The sequence below is a fragment of the Ralstonia sp. RRA genome (assembly GCF_037023145.1).
Classification (GTDB): domain Bacteria; phylum Pseudomonadota; class Gammaproteobacteria; order Burkholderiales; family Burkholderiaceae; genus Ralstonia.
Window position 1 is genome coordinate 883,012 of the sequence record NZ_CP146092.1, and the last position, 15,843, is coordinate 898,854.

The 15,843-nt window shown below is 65.9% G+C and carries 16 protein-coding genes; 3 read left to right on the forward strand and 13 right to left on the reverse strand.

The window, feature by feature from the left end:
- Window positions 1-18: 18 nt before the first annotated feature.
- The 11 genes from V6657_RS22080 to V6657_RS22130 form a co-directional block, all read right to left on the reverse strand.
- Window positions 19-1,110 carry an acyl-CoA desaturase gene (locus V6657_RS22080; protein ID WP_048933623.1) on the reverse strand — a complete coding sequence of 364 codons (1,092 nt, stop codon included), beginning with the start codon at window positions 1,108-1,110 and terminating at the stop codon, window positions 19-21.
- Window positions 1,094-2,224, reverse strand: coding sequence for a sterol desaturase family protein (locus V6657_RS22085; protein ID WP_048933622.1), 1,131 nt, complete (start codon window positions 2,222-2,224; stop codon window positions 1,094-1,096). The genes V6657_RS22080 and V6657_RS22085 overlap by 17 nt, the downstream gene beginning before the upstream one ends.
- Complete coding sequence (locus V6657_RS22090; RefSeq protein WP_048933621.1) at window positions 2,221-2,844, reverse strand: phosphatase PAP2 family protein; 624 nt, start codon at window positions 2,842-2,844, stop codon at window positions 2,221-2,223. Before V6657_RS22090 ends, V6657_RS22085 begins: the two co-directional genes overlap by 4 nt.
- Window positions 2,841-4,151, reverse strand: a complete 1,311-nt coding sequence (locus V6657_RS22095) for a F390 synthetase-related protein (protein WP_048933620.1) — start codon at window positions 4,149-4,151, stop codon at window positions 2,841-2,843. Before V6657_RS22095 ends, V6657_RS22090 begins: the two co-directional genes overlap by 4 nt.
- Window positions 4,148-4,954, reverse strand: a complete 807-nt coding sequence (locus tag V6657_RS22100; protein WP_048933619.1) for an MBL fold metallo-hydrolase — start codon at window positions 4,952-4,954, stop codon at window positions 4,148-4,150. The genes V6657_RS22095 and V6657_RS22100 overlap by 4 nt, the downstream gene beginning before the upstream one ends.
- On the reverse strand, window positions 4,942-5,958 hold the full coding sequence (locus V6657_RS22105) for an NAD(P)-dependent oxidoreductase (RefSeq protein ID WP_048933618.1): 1,017 nt from the start codon (window positions 5,956-5,958) through the stop codon (window positions 4,942-4,944). The genes V6657_RS22100 and V6657_RS22105 overlap by 13 nt, the downstream gene beginning before the upstream one ends.
- On the reverse strand, window positions 5,955-6,941 hold the full coding sequence (locus V6657_RS22110; protein WP_048933617.1) for a 3-oxoacyl-[acyl-carrier-protein] synthase III C-terminal domain-containing protein: 987 nt from the start codon (window positions 6,939-6,941) through the stop codon (window positions 5,955-5,957). Before V6657_RS22110 ends, V6657_RS22105 begins: the two co-directional genes overlap by 4 nt.
- Before the next feature lie 163 nt (window positions 6,942-7,104).
- Window positions 7,105-7,809: a Crp/Fnr family transcriptional regulator gene (locus tag V6657_RS22115; RefSeq protein ID WP_048933616.1), complete on the reverse strand. Its 705-nt coding sequence runs from the start codon at window positions 7,807-7,809 to the stop codon at window positions 7,105-7,107.
- Entirely contained in the window at window positions 7,802-8,437 is a 636-nt protein-coding gene (locus V6657_RS22120; protein WP_048933615.1) for a 2-hydroxychromene-2-carboxylate isomerase, read from the reverse strand. The genes V6657_RS22115 and V6657_RS22120 overlap by 8 nt, the downstream gene beginning before the upstream one ends.
- Window positions 8,438-8,446: 9 nt before the next feature.
- Complete coding sequence (locus V6657_RS22125) at window positions 8,447-9,130, reverse strand: 3-oxoacid CoA-transferase subunit B (protein ID WP_048933614.1); 684 nt, start codon at window positions 9,128-9,130, stop codon at window positions 8,447-8,449.
- Between the two features lie 30 nt (window positions 9,131-9,160).
- Window positions 9,161-9,925 carry a CoA-transferase gene (locus V6657_RS22130; RefSeq protein WP_048933613.1) on the reverse strand — a complete coding sequence of 255 codons (765 nt, stop codon included), beginning with the start codon at window positions 9,923-9,925 and terminating at the stop codon, window positions 9,161-9,163.
- 241 nt (window positions 9,926-10,166) lie between these two features.
- Between V6657_RS22130 and V6657_RS22135 the strand changes: the two genes are divergently transcribed.
- Window positions 10,167-11,387 carry a cation:proton antiporter gene (locus tag V6657_RS22135; protein ID WP_082170181.1) on the forward strand — a complete coding sequence of 407 codons (1,221 nt, stop codon included), beginning with the start codon at window positions 10,167-10,169 and terminating at the stop codon, window positions 11,385-11,387.
- A 38-nt stretch (window positions 11,388-11,425) separates the two neighbouring features.
- Window positions 11,426-11,980 carry an NADPH-dependent FMN reductase gene (locus V6657_RS22140; RefSeq protein ID WP_048933612.1) on the forward strand — a complete coding sequence of 185 codons (555 nt, stop codon included), beginning with the start codon at window positions 11,426-11,428 and terminating at the stop codon, window positions 11,978-11,980.
- A gap of 433 nt (window positions 11,981-12,413) precedes the next feature.
- On the opposite strand, the gene V6657_RS22145 is transcribed toward V6657_RS22140, so the two are convergent.
- Window positions 12,414-13,088: a hypothetical protein gene (locus V6657_RS22145; protein ID WP_048933611.1), complete on the reverse strand. Its 675-nt coding sequence runs from the start codon at window positions 13,086-13,088 to the stop codon at window positions 12,414-12,416.
- 310 nt (window positions 13,089-13,398) lie between these two features.
- Here V6657_RS22145 and V6657_RS22150 point away from each other — a divergent pair, with 310 nt between their 5' ends.
- The gene (locus V6657_RS22150) at window positions 13,399-14,112 is read left to right on the forward strand and encodes a GNAT family protein (protein ID WP_048933610.1); all 714 of its coding nucleotides are present in this window, start codon (window positions 13,399-13,401) and stop codon (window positions 14,110-14,112) included.
- Window positions 14,113-14,185: 73 nt separating this feature from the next.
- Here the strand turns inward: V6657_RS22150 and V6657_RS22155 are convergent, their stop codons facing one another.
- Window positions 14,186-15,814, reverse strand: coding sequence for a membrane protein (locus V6657_RS22155; RefSeq protein WP_048933609.1), 1,629 nt, complete (start codon window positions 15,812-15,814; stop codon window positions 14,186-14,188).
- Window positions 15,815-15,843: the final 29 nt, after the last annotated feature.

Below are 15,843 nucleotides of genomic sequence, written 5' to 3' on the forward strand. Positions count from 1 at the left end.
GCGGTGACGGCCAGCGCGTCAGCTTGGCCGCTCACCCATCGCACGCAGAAAGGTCTGCTGTGCAGCCAGGAGTTCTGGATAGGTGAGCGTGCGGTAGTCGAGCGCATGCGCGCGTGCAACCTCCGCCACGCATGCGGCCAGCGCCGGATAGTGGCGGTGGCTGTAGGTCGGAAACAGATGGTGCGTGAGGTGCCAGTTCAGGCCGCCCAGCCAGTATCCGATCCACGCCGGTTGCGGTTGCCAGTCGCACGCGGTGTGGAAGGCGTGCTCGTGCCACGTGTGCGGCAACTGGCCGGATTCTGGCGGCAGATAGAACGTCACATCGGCCCAATGCGTGCCCAGGATCAGCGCCACCAGCACGCACGACGCCAGCATCTGCCCGACAAAGTAGCCGAACGCCACCCAGCCCCAGCCGAGGCCAAGCTGATGCGCTACCCAGGCCGGCACGGCCACGGCCATCAGCAGATGCAGCGCCTTTGCACACAGAAAGGTTGCCCAACCACGCAGGCCGGGCAGCACGCGGTCTGCTTTGAGTGCGGTGAGACCGAGGCGGTCTGACCAGTCGTAAATCCAGTTGATGTAGGGCAGCGACAGCGCGGCGATCAACGGCCAGTAACGATGCTGATATCGAAATTGCGGGTACCACGGCTGAAACGGCGTCTGTCGCAGGAAGCAGTTGGCGGCAGTGTCGAGGTCGTAGTGCTCGATGTTGGCGTGCGCGTGGTGGTAATGCACATGGCGCACTGTCCAGTACGCGGGCTCGATGCCGAGGGGGATGGCGGTGAGCCGGATCATGGCGCCGTCCAACCACGCCCACGGCGACAGCGCCCGGTGCGCGCCATCGTGCAGCACGTTCATCGCCAGCAGCATCGCGAAGAACGGAAACGCGAGATACGCCACCACGAAGACGACCGGGCTCGTCGCCGTGACCATGGTCACATAGAACAGCGCCGCGCAGATCGCGAGGAACAGGCCTTTGACGATCAGGCCGAGGTCGGCAAAGCGGTGGTCGCCGTTTGCCTGCAGGTACCCATGCGCGGCACCACGCAGGTCATCCGCCAGCGTAGAGGAGCGCGGCGAGGCGTAGCGGAGCTTACTGAGATTCGGCATGGGGTGAAGATTGCAACGGCGTGCCCGTACGCAGCGCATGCCACAGGCCGCAGGCGAGGCCATGCACACCCAGCGCAGTGGCCAGGCCATTGGAGAGCGCATCGCCAGTACCGCACACGCGGATCATCAGCGCAGGCAGCGCGAGCGCCAGCAAAGACCACAGCCAGCGGCCCCACGTGCGTCCGTCCGACAGGCCGCCCAGTGCAACCGTCAGCAGCAGGATGAGCGCGAACCACGCGGCCTGCCAGTGGCTTGGCCAGAAACCATCGGTGCGCACATAGTCGATCACCACGCCAAAGAGCAACACGCCGCCGGTGGCAATCCAGCCGACAGGTGTCACGCGCGTGTCGCGCTGCAGATGCGGCGCACGCAGGCCGAGCCAGTGCAGCGCAGGCACGATGTTGGCCCAGAACGGGTTGTCGCTGTGCGTGGGCTTGTGTACGCCATAGCGGATCGGCACGCCGGGCAGGGCGCGCTGGTAGGTGCCGAACACCTTGTCCCACAGCAGCAGCGTGCCGCCGAAGTTGCGGTCGATGTATTCCGGGTTGCAGCCGTGGTGCACGCGGTGGTTGGCTGGCGTGACCATGAACGTGTCGAGCACGCCCGAGCTGCCCACCAGCCCGCAGTGGTTGTAGAACTGCACGGAATAATGCAGGCCCGACACCGCCGCAAACATCTCCGGAGTTACACCCAGCAGCGCCAGCGGCACAAAAAATGGCAGCGACGTCAGCGAAGACAGCCACGCATTGCGCACCCCCAGCGACAGGTTGAAGTGCTCGCCCTCGTGATGCACCGCGTGAATGGCCCACAGGAAGCTGAACCGATGATGCATGCGGTGCAGCCAGTAGAAGCCCAGATCCCATGCCACAAAGGCAAAGGCCCAGCCGATGACCGGGGGCCAACTGTCTACCCAATGCAGGCTGGCATTGGCATACAGCCAGGTGAAGCCGGCCACCTCCAGGCCGCGGCACAACCACATCAGCACGTGACCGGAGTTCAGGTTGAGGATGACGTCACGCCACGGCAGCGGCTGGCCGCGCCACCATTTGAGCGCAGCCAGCTCCAGCAGCACGCAGCCGAGCATCAGGGCCAGCGGCAGGGCAAATGCATTCATGTCGATACGGGTTCAATCGAGAGGGTTAGAGCGCGCTGTGCGAGCCAATGGCGCACGGCCATGCCGCACAGCACGCCCACCGCCACACCGGCGGACAGGTCGAGCGCAACGTGCCGGCGCGTCTGGATGGTTGCGTACAGCACGCCAAGCCCCCACGCCGCAGCCAGCAGCGTACGGATGGGTTTGCGCGCATCGGCCAGCGCCCAGACGGAGAGCACCGTGAGCGCGCCATGCAGGGATGGCAGACAGTTCTGGCTTGAGTCCATGGCCATCAGCATGCGTTGCGCGCTGGCCGGCAGAGACCCGTCCGCCAGCGGCGGGTAGTGCAGCGTGGTCGGCCAGAGCAGGAAGACCGCGCCGCTCACCAGGGCGCTTATCTGCATGGCGCGTTCCAGCCAGCGCAGCCGATGCATGTCGGCCAGCAGATACGCCAGCGGAATCAGCGCAAAGAACGACAGGTACAGCCAGATGCCGGACGTGCTGAACGGGATGGCACGGTCCAGCGCCGTCTCGGGCACCACGGTGCCCACCCCTTGCAGCACACCGCATGTGCCGTAGACCAGGCCGACTGAGCTCCAGCCCAGTGCCATGTGACGCAAGCGTGTGGCGAGCGGGCTCATTGCGCGGCTCCCGATGCGGCAAGCCGGACGATGCGACGCCGCTTGGTGGTGAAGTCGGTCGCAATGTCTTGCGGTGCTGGGTGCCACGTCACGCGTGTCATGTCGACACCCTGGCACGCAAAGACGTCCGCCAGATGCGACTGACACGCGCGGACGATGTCGGCATCGGCGGGGTGGATGGAGAGCGCCAACGTGTGCGCATCGATCTGCACCAGGCGGTAGTCGGCCTGCAGCGGCAGCGCTTGCGCCAGGGCGCGCGAGCACACATCGGCAAACAGCGTGACGGTGCCACCGCCGTGTGCGGGTAGGACCAGCGTGTCGTCGCAGCGGCCCTCGATGCGCTCAATGGCCATTGCAGGGTTGCCGCAGGGGCAGGGCGGCAGTGCAGGGTCACGGCGGATGAGAATGTCATCGAGCCGGTAACGCACGATGGGCTGTGTGCTGCGCGTGAAATCCGTGACGATGGGCGCAAAGCGACGGTCGTCCAGCCACTGCGGCTCGATGTGCACATGTGCTTCGTTCAGGTGCAGCGTGCCGTGTGAACAGGTGGCGCCCAGGAAACCCTCGGTGGCCTGGTAGACCTCGCCCACGTTGCCGAATGCCTGCGCCAGCAGCGCGCGGTCCATCGGCTCAAGCACCTCGGCGCCAGAGAGCACTTGCACCGGCGCAATGTCCAGCCTGCCTGCCAGCTTCTCCAGCGCCAGCGCGCGCAGCACCTGCGCCGGCCCCACGACGATGGTTGGCCGCAATGCCTCCAGCGGCGCGCGGTGCGACGCGAACGGCGCAAACAAATCGAAGAACGCGAACGTCAGCCACGGGTTGCGCACTGCCGTGTACAGATTGTTGTTGGCACGCAGGAACAGGGCGACACGTTCACCATGCAGCAGCCCGCGCGGCAGCAGCTTGGCCAGCAGGACGCCGGCCCACTGGGCGCGCTCCGCAGGGCTGACGACAAACACGCCGCGTCCGCCCGACGTGCCGGAAGACAGGCCCACCGAATACGGCCCGACCATCGGTCGGAAGTCGCGCGACTGCTCGGCCTGGCGCGCGCAGGCCAGCACATCGTCCAGGCGCAGGCCGGCGGTGTTCATGGTGTCGAAGTTGGCCATCATCGTGGCCTTGTCCATCAACGGCCACTCGCGCATCGGCTTCGATGCGAAGACGCGGAAGTACGGGCTGCGTGTGAGCACACGCTGCGTGAAGCGCGCAATCTGGTGTTGCTGGTGCGCCTCCAGCGCGGCACGGTTGGTTGGCTGCAACCGGCGTGTCTGCCAGTACGACCACAGCAGGCGGTGGAACGCGGTCACAGCGTACCCTCGTGCGTGAGCAGGATGCGTACGTGGCCGCCTGCGTCCAGCGCGTGCAGTTTGCGCAGCGTGTCGAAGTAGGCGTGGCGGTCTTCCATGATGCTGTATGCCAATACCGAGGGCCCGCGCAGTTCGCGATAGCTCAGCGGTGACCACGCCGCATCCGCCGCCAGCAGCACCCAGCCATCGTGTGTGCGGACAAAGGCGCCGATGTGTCCGGCTGCGTGGCCGGGCAGCGGCACGAGCAATACGTCGCCGTTGCTGTCGGGCACAGCCCACGCCGATGTGAACGGCGCCAACTCGGGCGGCAGCGCGACTTGCTCGAACTGTTCGACAAAGCGCGTGCGCGTTTCGAAATCTTCGGGAATCAGCCCCGGCACGAAAGCGCGCCGCAATGCGGAGACTCCACGCAGCGCGCGCAAGTGCATCCAGCCCTCGCCCGAGCAGATGACGGGTACACCGGGAAAGTCGCGCAAGCCGGCCACGTGGTCACCGTGGAAGTGCGAGACGATCAGCCCGTCCAGATCGGCCGGCCGCAGCCCCTGCTGTGCAAGCTGCGCCGCCATCGATTCGGATGTATCGAAGTACACCGGCGTGACCTTGCGGTAGATCGCAAACAGGCCGCTGCGCGTGTGGTCGTGAAAGTGCGACGCATAGCCCGTGTCCCACAGCCAGCGGCGGCCGGCGGTTTCGATCAGCCATGCGCGCGCTGGAAACGCACACGTGCGCAGGCCCGCGCCGCGCAGCGCCACGCAGGCGGTGTGCGTGCAGTAGCCGGCTTCAAAGACCGTTAGCGTTGCCATATGCGGTTGCCATGTTCACGTAACCAGTGGGCAGTGCGGCGGATGCCTTCCGCCATGTCGATGGGCGGCACGTAGCCGAGTTCGGCGCGCGCACGGTCGTTGGCGAGCGTCATGTCGTAGTGCAGGGCGGCGGCGCTGTAGCGCGTGAGCAGCGGCTCGCGGTGCGTGACGCTACTGGCCGATTCCATGAGGCGCGCCGCCAGCGCCATGGCCGGATATGGCACCGCGCGAATACGGTAGCGCAAGCCAAGCTGCTGCCCTAGCAACTGGTCCAGCAGATCGCGCAGCGTGGCAGGCGCATGGTTGGTGATGTTGTACGCGGCGCCGCTGGGCACCTCGGCCGTGGTGGCGCACTGCATGGCGTGCACCACGTTCTCCAGATAGGTCAGGTCCATGCGCGCGGCGCCGCCACGCGGCAGGGGCAGTGTGCCGCCGCGCAGCTTCAGCAGATGCAGGATGCGCGGCAGCACCACGCGGTCGTGCGGGCCGAACAGACCGCGCGGGCGCAGGATGACGAAGCGGGTGCCGTGTTGCGCAGACACGTGCTGCTGAATCGCGTCTTCCGCCAGCATCTTGGTTTCCGCGTAATGATTGGCGAAACGGGCGGGGCGATAGGTCTCGGGCAGGTTCGCGTGGTGCTGGTAGTCGAAGTAGATCGACGGCGTGGAGATATGCACGAAGCGCCGAACGCCGCGTTTGACCGCGCCTTCGGCCAGAGTTGTCGTTGCACGCACGTTGGCCGCGTAGAAGTCGTCATAGGCACCCCACGGCGACGACAGCGCCGCGCAATGCCAGACCGTATCGACACCCTCGAACAGCGCATCCAATGTGGTCGGTGTGAGGCGTGCGAGATCGGCCGGTACGTAGTCGATACCACGTGCAAGAAAGGCTTCTCGCTGCGCGGCATCGCGCCCAGTAGCACGCACGCGCGCACCCTGTGCCAGCAACGCATCGACAGCGTTGCGGCCCAGTCCGCCCGTGGCGCCGGTCACCAGTGTCGTCATAGCGTCAGCACCATGCCGCCAAGCGTCAGCCCCGCTGCGGTGCCCACCAGTAGCACTGGGCGGCCCGGCGCAATACGTCCACTTGTGATGGCTTCATGTAAAGCTGTGGGAATCGATGCGGCCACCTGGTTGCCGTGCTGCGCATAGATGTCGACCACGCTAGCCTCAGGCACGCCCAATCGTTTGCGCAGGTGCTGCATGCCAAGGTGGCTGGCCTGGTGCGGCACGACCACGTGCATGTCGCGCAGCGTGTAGCTGCACCCCGCGAACAGGCGATTGAGAAAGCCGTCCATCAACTGCGATGCCAGCTTGAACACACGCTTGCCGTCCATGTGGAACAGGTAGTCCGACGGCTGCGCGCCCGTGCGCGGGTTGCGGCGCGTGCCACCGGCGGGGATCTCGCAGAAAGTCTTGCCGGCGGGGTAGGTCTCCATACGATAGGCATGGATGCCGGCGCCGGATGCCGCAGAGGCTGCCTCGACAATCACGGCGGCCGCGCCATCGCCAAAGATCAGCGCGGTCTCCGCATCGCTCCAGTTGATGCCGCGCGAGGCAAGGTCTGACGCCACCACGGCAATGCGCCGGTAGGCGCCCGTCGTCAGCAGATTGGCCGCCACGTGCAGCGCGGTGACAAAGCTCAGGCAACTGGCGTTGACGTCAAACGCGGGCGTGCCGGCGGGCAGCCCCGCAGGCTCCAGGATGCGCGTGGCCGTATTGGGCAGCGCCTGCTCTTGCACGCCTGAGGCGGAGATCAGCAGGTCGATGGAGGCGGCTGGCACATTCGCGCGGCGCAGTGCATCGCGTACGGCGGTGCCGGCAAGTGCTGACTGGTGCTCGGCAAGCGTCGCGTGGTGGCGCACGTCAATGCCGGACTTCTTGCGTACGTAGCCGGCCGAATGGCCCAGGCGCGTATCCAGTTCTGCGGACGTGACCCGTTGCTCCGGCAGCGCCTTGCCGGTGGAAAGCAGATGAATCGGCAGCATAGATGCAGGCGCGCACGTGGTGTGGCGCCCTGGTTCCTCTTCCGGCTGCGGGCGGCGCAGTGTGCGTGCCGCAGCGTAACGATCTTGTCTTCTTGTGCCGCGATTCTAGCGGCTGCAGGTCGTTGTGCTGAATGAAGATTCCGTAACAATGCGGCAGGTGTGATCAGGCGCCGTAGCTACGCAGCCGTTCGAGGTCTACCACCGTCACGCCGCCGTATTCCAGCCGCACCACGCCGTCCTTCTCCAGTGCCTTCAATGACTGGTTGGCCACCTGCCGCGTCATGCCCGAGAGCAGGCCGAGCTCTTCCTGCGTGATCTCCAGATGGTCGCCCGCGCCAGGGTAGAGCACCGGGTTGAACAGCGAGGCAATACACCGCGCCAGGCGCGGCGTGACATCGAGCAGGCGGTCGTATTCGAGCAGCGCCATGAAGTGGCCAAGCCGCTCGTTGAGCTGCTTCACCAGGAAGCGGTTGAAGGCCACGCTGTTCTCGACCAGCCACATGAAGGTGGCGCGCTCCATGAATGCCATGCGCGTGTCGCGCAGCGCAACGATGTCGTAGCGGCGTGGCTCGTTCTTGAGCACCGTGCCCTCGCCAAACCAGCCGCCAGCCGGCACGCCCGTAAACGTGATGCTGCGCCCCTCGGGCGATACCGTGCCGATCTTGATGAGGCCGGTGACCACGCCCGTCCAGCTTTCCAGCAGCGTGTTCTTCGGGCAGATGCAGGCGCCGCGCGCGTAGGTTTTTTCGACGATGCCGGCGCAGGCGCGGTCGGCTTCGTCGCCGGGCAGGTCGATCGACCAGGCAGCAATATGCGCAAGCCGCGCGCGGCTGATGCCGGGGCGCGAATTGGTGTCGTGTTCAGCCACGTTGAATGCCTACCGGCAACGTGCTCACGCGCAGCACTTCGGGTGTGGCCAGCCAATCGGTAGTGAGGCACTGCACGAACATGTCGGTTGCGTCTTCACCCCAGAACACCTCGCCGTTGTGGACCAGCGTGGGCACGCCAAATACGCCGAGTGCGATGGCGGCATCCGTGTTCGTGCGCAGGGCTTCTTTCACAGCAGGCTGCTCAACGGCTGCCATTCCCTCGGGAAATCCGACCGCCTCGCACAGTGCGGCAAAGCCTTCGGGCGAGGCCACGTCCCGCCCATCCCGCCAGATGTGCCGGAACACCGCGCGCACGGCATCGAGCGAGCCATCCATCGCGATCGTCAGCCGCAGCGCCTTGATCGGGTTGAACGGATGCGCAGGCGGCATGCAGAACGGAATGCCAAGCTGTTGCGCGCGAAAGAGCGCATGCCGATAGGTGAACACCCGCTTAGGCGCCATTTCCGCCGGGCCCTTCTGGCCCCAGTGGTTCAGCAGTGCGCCCAGCACAATCGGGCGTGGGCGGATGACGATGTCGTGGTCTTTCTGCAGCCGGTCGAACTGCTCAAGCTGCAGGTAGGCAAACGGCGAGATGACATCGAAGAACCAGTCGACGGTGGTGGGCATGAACGTTCCTCAGGCCTCAAGCGGTATGGGCGTCTGCAGCAGCGGCGCCAGTGTGAAGGGGGCCGCTGTCATGGCGCGAATGTCGGCGAGTGTCGCATGCGAGAGGATTTCACGCAGCACGAGCCCCGTGTCGGCCACATCAAACACCGCATGCTCGGTCACGATGACCTTGACGCAGCCCTGGCCCGTGAGCGGCAACGTGCAGCGCGGCAGGATCTTCGAGTTGCCGTGCTTGTCGGTATGCGCCAGCGCGGCAATCACCTTGCGCGTGCCGTAGCACAGGTCCATCGCCCCGCCGATGCCGGGCCACCACTTGCCGTGGCGATCGCACGCCCAGTTGGCCAGGTTGCCCAGCGCATCCACCTGCAATGCACCGAGGATGGTCACGTCGATATAGCCGTTGCGCATCGCACCCAGTGAGGTGGCGAGATCCATGATGGCCGCGCCGGGCGGCAGCGTGATCGGCTCGCATCCGGCATTGGTGATGTCACTGTCGATGGCGTCCAGCGCTGGGCGTCCGCCAAAGCCGAAGGCGCCGTTCTCGGTGTGGAAGATGACGCCGGCATCGGCATCCAGGTAGTTGGCCGTGAGCGTGGGGATGCCCAGGCCGAGGTTGACGACTTCGCCCGCGCGCAATTCCTGCGCGCAGCGGGCGGCAATGCGTTGTTTGGGGTGTTCGGGCAGCGGGTGCATGGCGGTCTCCTTGTTCGTGTTGTCGGCCGATCAGGCCTGCGCGGCGGCCGGCAGGCGGCCGAGCTTGGTCCAGTGCTGCTTGTAGAGCGCATGCTGGTCTTCCAGCGACAACCCTTGCACCACGGCGTTGACGAACACGCCCGGGCACCCCACGCGCTCGGGCGGGATCGTGCCCACCTCCACGATCTCGTTCACCTCGACGATGGTGTAGTCGCCGGCCATGGCGATGTCGCGCTGGTTCTGCAGCGCCGTGCCGCGAAACTCCACATTGCCGAAGGTATCGGCGCGCCAGCCCTTGATGATCGAGACGTCGGCGCGCAGCGGCGGCTCGACGAAGCACGTCATGCCGTCCACCGTGATCGTTGGCTTGGGGGCGCCCCGCTGGGGAAACATCCCCGGCTGGTCGAGGATGCCTACGCCCACCGGCACGAGTGCGCCGCCCAGGCCCATCGCGCCCGCGCGCACTTTCTCGGCCCAGGTGCCCATCGGGAAGAACTCAGCCACGCGCACGCTGTCGCTCAGGTAAGCCTGTGTCGATTCATCCGTGGTGCCGACGTGCGTGCCGATGTATTCCGCCAACTGGCCCGAGGCAAACAGTCTGGCCTTGAGGAAGCCGCCGCGCAGGCCCGCCGTGTTGGCGATGAGCGTGAGCTGGTTGACGCTGCTGGCGAGCAGCGCCTCGATGCAGCAGGCGGGCTCGCCGGCGCCGACGAATTCGCCCAGCATCAGCCGGCTGCCGCTGCGGACGTGGGCAATGGCCTCGTCCACGGAAAGGACCTTGTTGGCGTAGCGCATGTGTTGTCTCCTGGTCTGCCCGGCGGGAGCGGGTCTGCGGCGCAGTGTAGGAGCGACATTCCGGCGGCGATGTCTTCTGCATGACATTTGCTTCGTAAGGTTTGCCAAGCCGCATCCCTTATAGTTGTGACGCAACATGAACAAATCGGCACCGCCGTTGTCGCACAAGGGCCCGCAGGCCCGATCCCGCTGTTCCGCTGTCCACCCCGTCTTTCCATCCGCCCCAACTTCACAGGAACGCATGCACGTCGACACCCCGCTTATCTCCACCGTGATTGGTGGCTTGGTGCTGGCTTTCATCTTCGGCACCATCGCGCATCGGCTGCGCTTGCCGCCGCTGGTGGGCTATCTGGTGGCGGGGGTCGTTGCCGGGCCGTTCACCCCGGGGTTCGTGGCGGATCAGAGCCTCGCGCCGCAGTTGGCCGAGCTGGGCGTGATCCTGCTGATGTTTGGCGTGGGGCTGCATTTCTCGATGAAGGAGTTGCTGGCGGTCAAGTCCATCGCCATTCCGGGGGCGCTTGGGCAGATCGCACTCGCCACGCTGATGGGCATGGGGCTGGCGTGGCTGCTCGACTGGAGCTGGGGCCCCGGGCTGGTGTTCGGGCTGGCGCTGTCGGTGGCCAGTACGGTGGTGCTGCTCAAGGCACTGGAAGACCGCGGCATTGATAACTCGCACGAAGGCCATATCGCCGTCGGCTGGCTGATCGTGGAAGACCTCGTGATGGTGGTGACGCTGGTGCTGCTGCCGGCGCTCTCGGGCGCGCTGGGCGGGGCGGGCAGCACGACCGTGGGCGCGTGGGACATCATCAAGGTGCTGGCCATCACGCTTGGCAAGGTGGTGGCGTTTGCCGCGCTGATGCTGGTGGTGGGCCGCCGCGTGATTCCGTGGATGCTGGAGCGCATTGTCATGACCGGCAGCCGCGAGCTGTTCCGCCTGGGGGTGCTGGCGACCGCGCTGGGCGTGGCTTACGGGGCGACGGTGCTGTTTGGCGTGTCGTTTGCGCTGGGGGCGTTCTTTGCCGGCATGGTGCTGGCCGAATCCCCCTTCAGCCAGCGTGCGGCAGAAGAGTCGCTGCCGCTGCGCGACGCCTTCTCGGTGCTGTTCTTTGTGTCGGTCGGCATGCTGTTCGACCCGAGCGTGCTGGTGGAAGACACCTGGGCGGTGCTGGGCACGGTGCTGATCGTGGTGGTGGGCAAGTCGCTGGCGGCGTTTGCGGTGGTGCGCGCCTTTGGTCACGCCAATCGCACGGCGCTCACCATTTCCGCCAGCCTCGCGCAGATCGGCGAGTTTTCGTTCATCCTGATTGGCCTGGGCATCAGCCTGGAGATCCTGCCGGTGCGCGCCCGTGGCCTGCTGCTGGCGGCGGCCATCCTGTCGATCCTGCTGAACCCGTTGATGTTCGGCCTCATTGACCGCCTGAACAAGCGCGCTGCGCTGGCCGAGCCGGCGCGGGCGGAATAGGGCGCTACCCCTGAACCTTTGTCGAGCGAGGAGTCCTCATGAGCAATCTGACTATCGGTGTCATCGTCGGCAGCCTGCGCAAGGCGTCGTTCAACCGCCAGTTGGCGCACGCGCTGATTGGCCTGCTGCCGGCGGGTGCCACCGCCAAGATCATCGAAATTGGCGAGCTGCCGCTGTACAACCAGGATCTGGACGGCAACCTGCCCGAGCCGGTACAGCGCTTCAAGGCTGAAGTGGCAGGGGTGGACGCGCTGCTGTTCGTCACGCCGGAATACAACCGTGGCATTCCGGGCGTGCTGAAAAATGCGATTGACTGGGGTTCGCGTCCGTACGGCCAGAGCGTGTGGGGCGGCAAGCCAGCGGGCATTGCGGGGGCGTCACCGGGGGCAATCGGTACGGCTTTGGCGCAGGCGCAACTGCGCAACGTGCTCTCGGCCGTTGGCGTGCAGATCGTGCCGTTGCCGGAGGTGTTTTTCCACTTTGCGGGGGAACCGTTCGACGCCCAGGGCGGGGTTACGGATGCGCGTACGCGCCAGTTCCTGCAGGGGTTTGTCGACCGATTCGTCCAGTGGGCGGAGGCGAAGGGCGCCTGAGACGCGCCTGACGAACCAATCGACTTGAATACAAGGCCGGGCGGGAAGGGGTCCTGCTCGGCCGTTTTTGCTTCTGGGGCGGGGTCGAGCCCGATTCGGGCTTTAGGCCAGGAAGGAGGCTGCGCTGATGAGCCAGCCTGCTGCGACGCAGCTTGCGATCCAGGCGGCCATGACGGCGCCAATATCCAACCATTTCATGATTGTTCTCCTTACAACACTTGCATGTATGTCCAGGCAATCGATGTCTGGACAACTGCAGCGAAGTTTAGGTGTTGCAATGCGGAAGAACAATATGGTGCGGGGTGAACAGACTGTTCCAAAGGTAACAACAAATTTCAGAGCTTGCGTAACGCGGCCTGCGCTTGCGTGCTGACAAGCCAGAATCGGTACAGGTGATGTTGCAGCGCAACAAAGTTGGCGGTTTCAAGGCTGCTTATTTCGTGCGGAAGGTGGTGGCCACCGCATCGGCAAAGCGGGCTTCCTCGGCAAACTCGGGCTGGTTGTGTCCGGCTGCCCCGAACACCCGTAGCAGATACACCGCGCCGTTCCCGAAGAAGGCATAGCCTCGGACCATTGCGGTCTGGTTGCTGGAGGTATGCCACTCGCCTTCCCAGTAGATCACGCGGTGCTCGCCCAGCCGCCGTTGCGTGGGTGGCGTGCCGCGGATCAGGCGCACGGCCCAGATCGGCCGGTCCCCATGCACGCGGGACTCCATATGGTTGAGCAGGACGGCCAGGTGGCGCGGGGGGATGCTCTCCAGGTACTGCGGCGTGCCTTTCTCGAAATCGGATTTGCGTACCGTGACCAGGCCAAAGCCCTCGGAGGGCGTGGCCTGTTGCGCAAACACCAGCCGCGACGGCCCGAACGGCGAGTTGATCGTCCCGGCAACAGAGGGGATGGGCGCGTCCTGGCCCAACCGAGCCGGCCCCCACGTACGCGGCAGGGCAACGGTTGCACCGGCGTCAACGCGCACGGTGACCAGGTTGGCGAACTTGGGGTCAGCCAGCGCGGGGTTGCATGGCGCCAGGCAGGCCAGGGCAATCCACAACAGGAAGGCGTATCTGCACCGGATGTGCCGGCGCATCCACCTGTTGAACAATGGCGCCACGCGTGGGCTCCTGAAAGAAGACAGCAGGCCGAGGCATTGGCCGATGAACGACGCATCACGAAAGCGGACGCACGCTTTGCGAGCGGCAAAGCGCGTGCCCGCGCCGTTTCCTGGCGCTGTCCTCCCCCGCCGTCAACATATCGACGCATGCCGTTGGACGCTATTGCCACGTAGCGGGGCGCCGAATGGATTAATCCACATCAGGTGCTGCCGACCGTGGTTCTATCGTGCTGGGGCGGTATGGCTCTTTTCACAGAACCATGAGATTCGGTACGGTCTGCTGTATTGACGTCCGCACCCATGGTTTCGTATGACTGCCACCACGCTTAACCCCTACCAACAACCCATCGGCAACGCTTTGCCGAACTGGAGCCCCCGACCGCTGCCGCCGCATGTACCGTTGGCTGGCCACTACTGCCGGCTGGAGCCGCTGGATGCCGCGCGCCATGCCGACGCGTTGTTCGAGGCCTTTGGCCACGCGCAGGATGGCCGCGATTGGACCTACCTGATGGAAGGCCCGTTTGCCGATGTCGGTGCGTTTCGTGCCTATATCGAGCGCATTGCGGCCAAGCGTGATCCGCTGCAATACGCGGTGATCGACGCGCGCACCGATCGCGCGGTCGGCACGCTGGCGCTGATGCGCATCACGCCGGATCATGGTGTGGTCGAGGTCGGTGCCGTTACGTTCTCACCCTTGCTGCAGCGCACGCCGCTTTCAACCGAGGCCCAGTTTCTGCTGATGAAGCACGTGTTCGACGATCTTGGCTATCGCCGCTACGAGTGGAAGTGCGACACGCTGAATGCGCCGTCCCGTCAGGCTGCGTTGCGACTGGGTTTCGAGTTCGAGGGCATCTTCCGCCAGGCGGTGGTCTACAAGGGCCGCAGCCGAGATACCGCGTGGTTTTCCATCATTGACGCCGATTGGCCCCAACTGCGTGCGGCGTTCGAGCAATGGCTGTCGCCCGGCAACTTTGACGCGCAAGGTCGTCAGCGCGTGTCACTTGCCGCGTTGCGCGCGTCCTAGTCGTACGTGCAGCACCGCCCCACGCACAGGCGGCAGGTGATCCGGATCGCGGTTTTCCGAGAGGCGGGGAGCGTTACAAGTCCGGTGCAGACGTGCGTGCGTACATGCCGCGCAGTGCCAGCGCACGCTCGGCCTCCGGCAGCGCCAGGATGGAATGCGCGAACGCGATCAGTGCCTGGCAACGCTCGGCGGGCGGCGTTGTGTGCCGCAGCGCGGGCAAGGTCAGCACACGCTGCTCCTGCAGTGGCAGGGCCGCGACGGCCAGTTGCAGCGCGGGCAGGGCCTGCGCACGGGTGACGACGGGCACATGCTCCGGGTCTGCCGCCTGTACCAGATCGGAGAACAGGGTTTGCTCACGCGCGATCAATGCACGCGGCAAGCGTGCGGCCGCGGCGCCGGCATCGGCCGTGCCATCCAGGTACGCGACACAGGCTTCGGGGCTCAGGCGTTGCAGTGCCTGGGCCTCGTCAATGGTCAACTGCGCGTTGGCAAACAGCAGCACGTCTGGTGCGGTGGGGATGAGTGCGCGATACAGCTTGGCCGACTGGGTATGCAGCAGTGCCATGACCTCGGCGTCGTCGGCATTGCGCTTCAGGGCTTGCCACACGGTGTCGAGCAGGCGGCTGAAGTGCGCCGGATATTTGCGCTCCAGTGCGGCATAAAGCGCGACGCTGCGCAGCTCGGCGGCCAACGCATCGCGCGTGGTGAACCGCGTGGCCATGGTTGCGTATTCCCCGCCCCGTGAGACGCGCGTGACAACGTGGTTGTCCAGCAGCTCCTGTGCGCTGGGGAACCACATCTGGTCAAACGGCGTGTCCTGCACGCGGCGAATGAACGCGTCGGGCAGGCCGGCCGCCATGTAGGCTCGCCACAGCTCGCTGTCGGTGGCGCCGGGCGTCTGGTCGTGACTGGCGCCGACGGCGCGCGGGCGGTGGAAGCCGATGCGCGCGTTGGGTGCAGCAGCACGGTCTTCGCCCGCCAGGAAGGCGATCGTGCAGGCCGAGGCGCAGGCGCGTTCCACATAGGTGCGCAGATGGTGGCGGCGGATGACATCGGCCACCAGTGCACCTTCACGCAGCCAGCCGCCCTCGGAGTGCAGCACGACCGCAGTGGCGTTGGGCGCGCCACGCAGCGCAGCTTCCAGCGCATCGGCTGCGCCGTCGTTCATCCCGCCGGTGAAGAGCACCGCGCGGCCGTCACGTTGCGGCACCACGGTAAAGGGCGACGCAGCCTGCTCGCCAAGCGCCGTGCGCAGGTGTGCCTGCAGGCGCGGCAGGTCATTGATCACGCGCGAGCTTGTGCCGATGGCACCCAGCGCAATCATCAGTTTGGCAACGAGTGGCCACAGGCTAGTCATCCCGGCTTGCCGGTTGCGCGCCTGTTCGCGGTCGGCCGAACGCCATGTGCCGACCACCGCCCAGATCCACAGCATCACACCCAGCACGTAGATCACCAGCAGCGCCGACGAGGCCGCGCGTGCCGGCGCGTTGTGTGCCAGGGCGTGTGTGACACCGGCACTCAGCGCCATCACACCGAATTGCATCAGCGCGGTGTGCAGCCAGTACGAGCGGACGAGGCTGTAGTCACCACGCCAGTGGCGGGCGAAGAAGTTGCGGGACGGCACGCCCACCGGTTGCGGGTCGGCAGGCGCGTTCGGATCTGTCGGGTGAGCGGGGGGAAGGGCGTCGCTGGCGGCGGTCATGCGGGTTCTCGATACCGCACCTATCGCGG

What these genes read in the sequence shown, in the direction of transcription:
- V6657_RS22080 (WP_048933623.1), bottom strand. Translation starts at nt 1,110, where the DNA reads ATGCCGAATCTCAGTAAGCTCCGCTACGCCTCGCCGCGCTCCTCTACG.
- V6657_RS22085 (WP_048933622.1), bottom strand. Translation starts at nt 2,224, where the DNA reads ATGAATGCATTTGCCCTGCCGCTGGCCCTGATGCTCGGCTGCGTGCTG.
- V6657_RS22090 (WP_048933621.1), bottom strand. Translation starts at nt 2,844, where the DNA reads ATGAGCCCGCTCGCCACACGCTTGCGTCACATGGCACTGGGCTGGAGC.
- V6657_RS22100 (WP_048933619.1), bottom strand. Translation starts at nt 4,954, where the DNA reads ATGGCAACGCTAACGGTCTTTGAAGCCGGCTACTGCACGCACACCGCC.
- V6657_RS22105 (WP_048933618.1), bottom strand. Translation starts at nt 5,958, where the DNA reads ATGACGACACTGGTGACCGGCGCCACGGGCGGACTGGGCCGCAACGCT.
- V6657_RS22110 (WP_048933617.1), bottom strand. Translation starts at nt 6,941, where the DNA reads ATGCTGCCGATTCATCTGCTTTCCACCGGCAAGGCGCTGCCGGAGCAA.
- V6657_RS22120 (WP_048933615.1), bottom strand. Translation starts at nt 8,437, where the DNA reads ATGCCCACCACCGTCGACTGGTTCTTCGATGTCATCTCGCCGTTTGCC.
- V6657_RS22125 (WP_048933614.1), bottom strand. Translation starts at nt 9,130, where the DNA reads ATGCACCCGCTGCCCGAACACCCCAAACAACGCATTGCCGCCCGCTGC.
- V6657_RS22130 (WP_048933613.1), bottom strand. Translation starts at nt 9,925, where the DNA reads ATGCGCTACGCCAACAAGGTCCTTTCCGTGGACGAGGCCATTGCCCAC.
- V6657_RS22135 (WP_082170181.1), top strand. Translation starts at nt 10,167, where the DNA reads ATGCACGTCGACACCCCGCTTATCTCCACCGTGATTGGTGGCTTGGTG.
- V6657_RS22140 (WP_048933612.1), top strand. Translation starts at nt 11,426, where the DNA reads ATGAGCAATCTGACTATCGGTGTCATCGTCGGCAGCCTGCGCAAGGCG.
- V6657_RS22150 (WP_048933610.1), top strand. Translation starts at nt 13,399, where the DNA reads ATGACTGCCACCACGCTTAACCCCTACCAACAACCCATCGGCAACGCT.
- V6657_RS22155 (WP_048933609.1), bottom strand. Translation starts at nt 15,814, where the DNA reads ATGACCGCCGCCAGCGACGCCCTTCCCCCCGCTCACCCGACAGATCCG.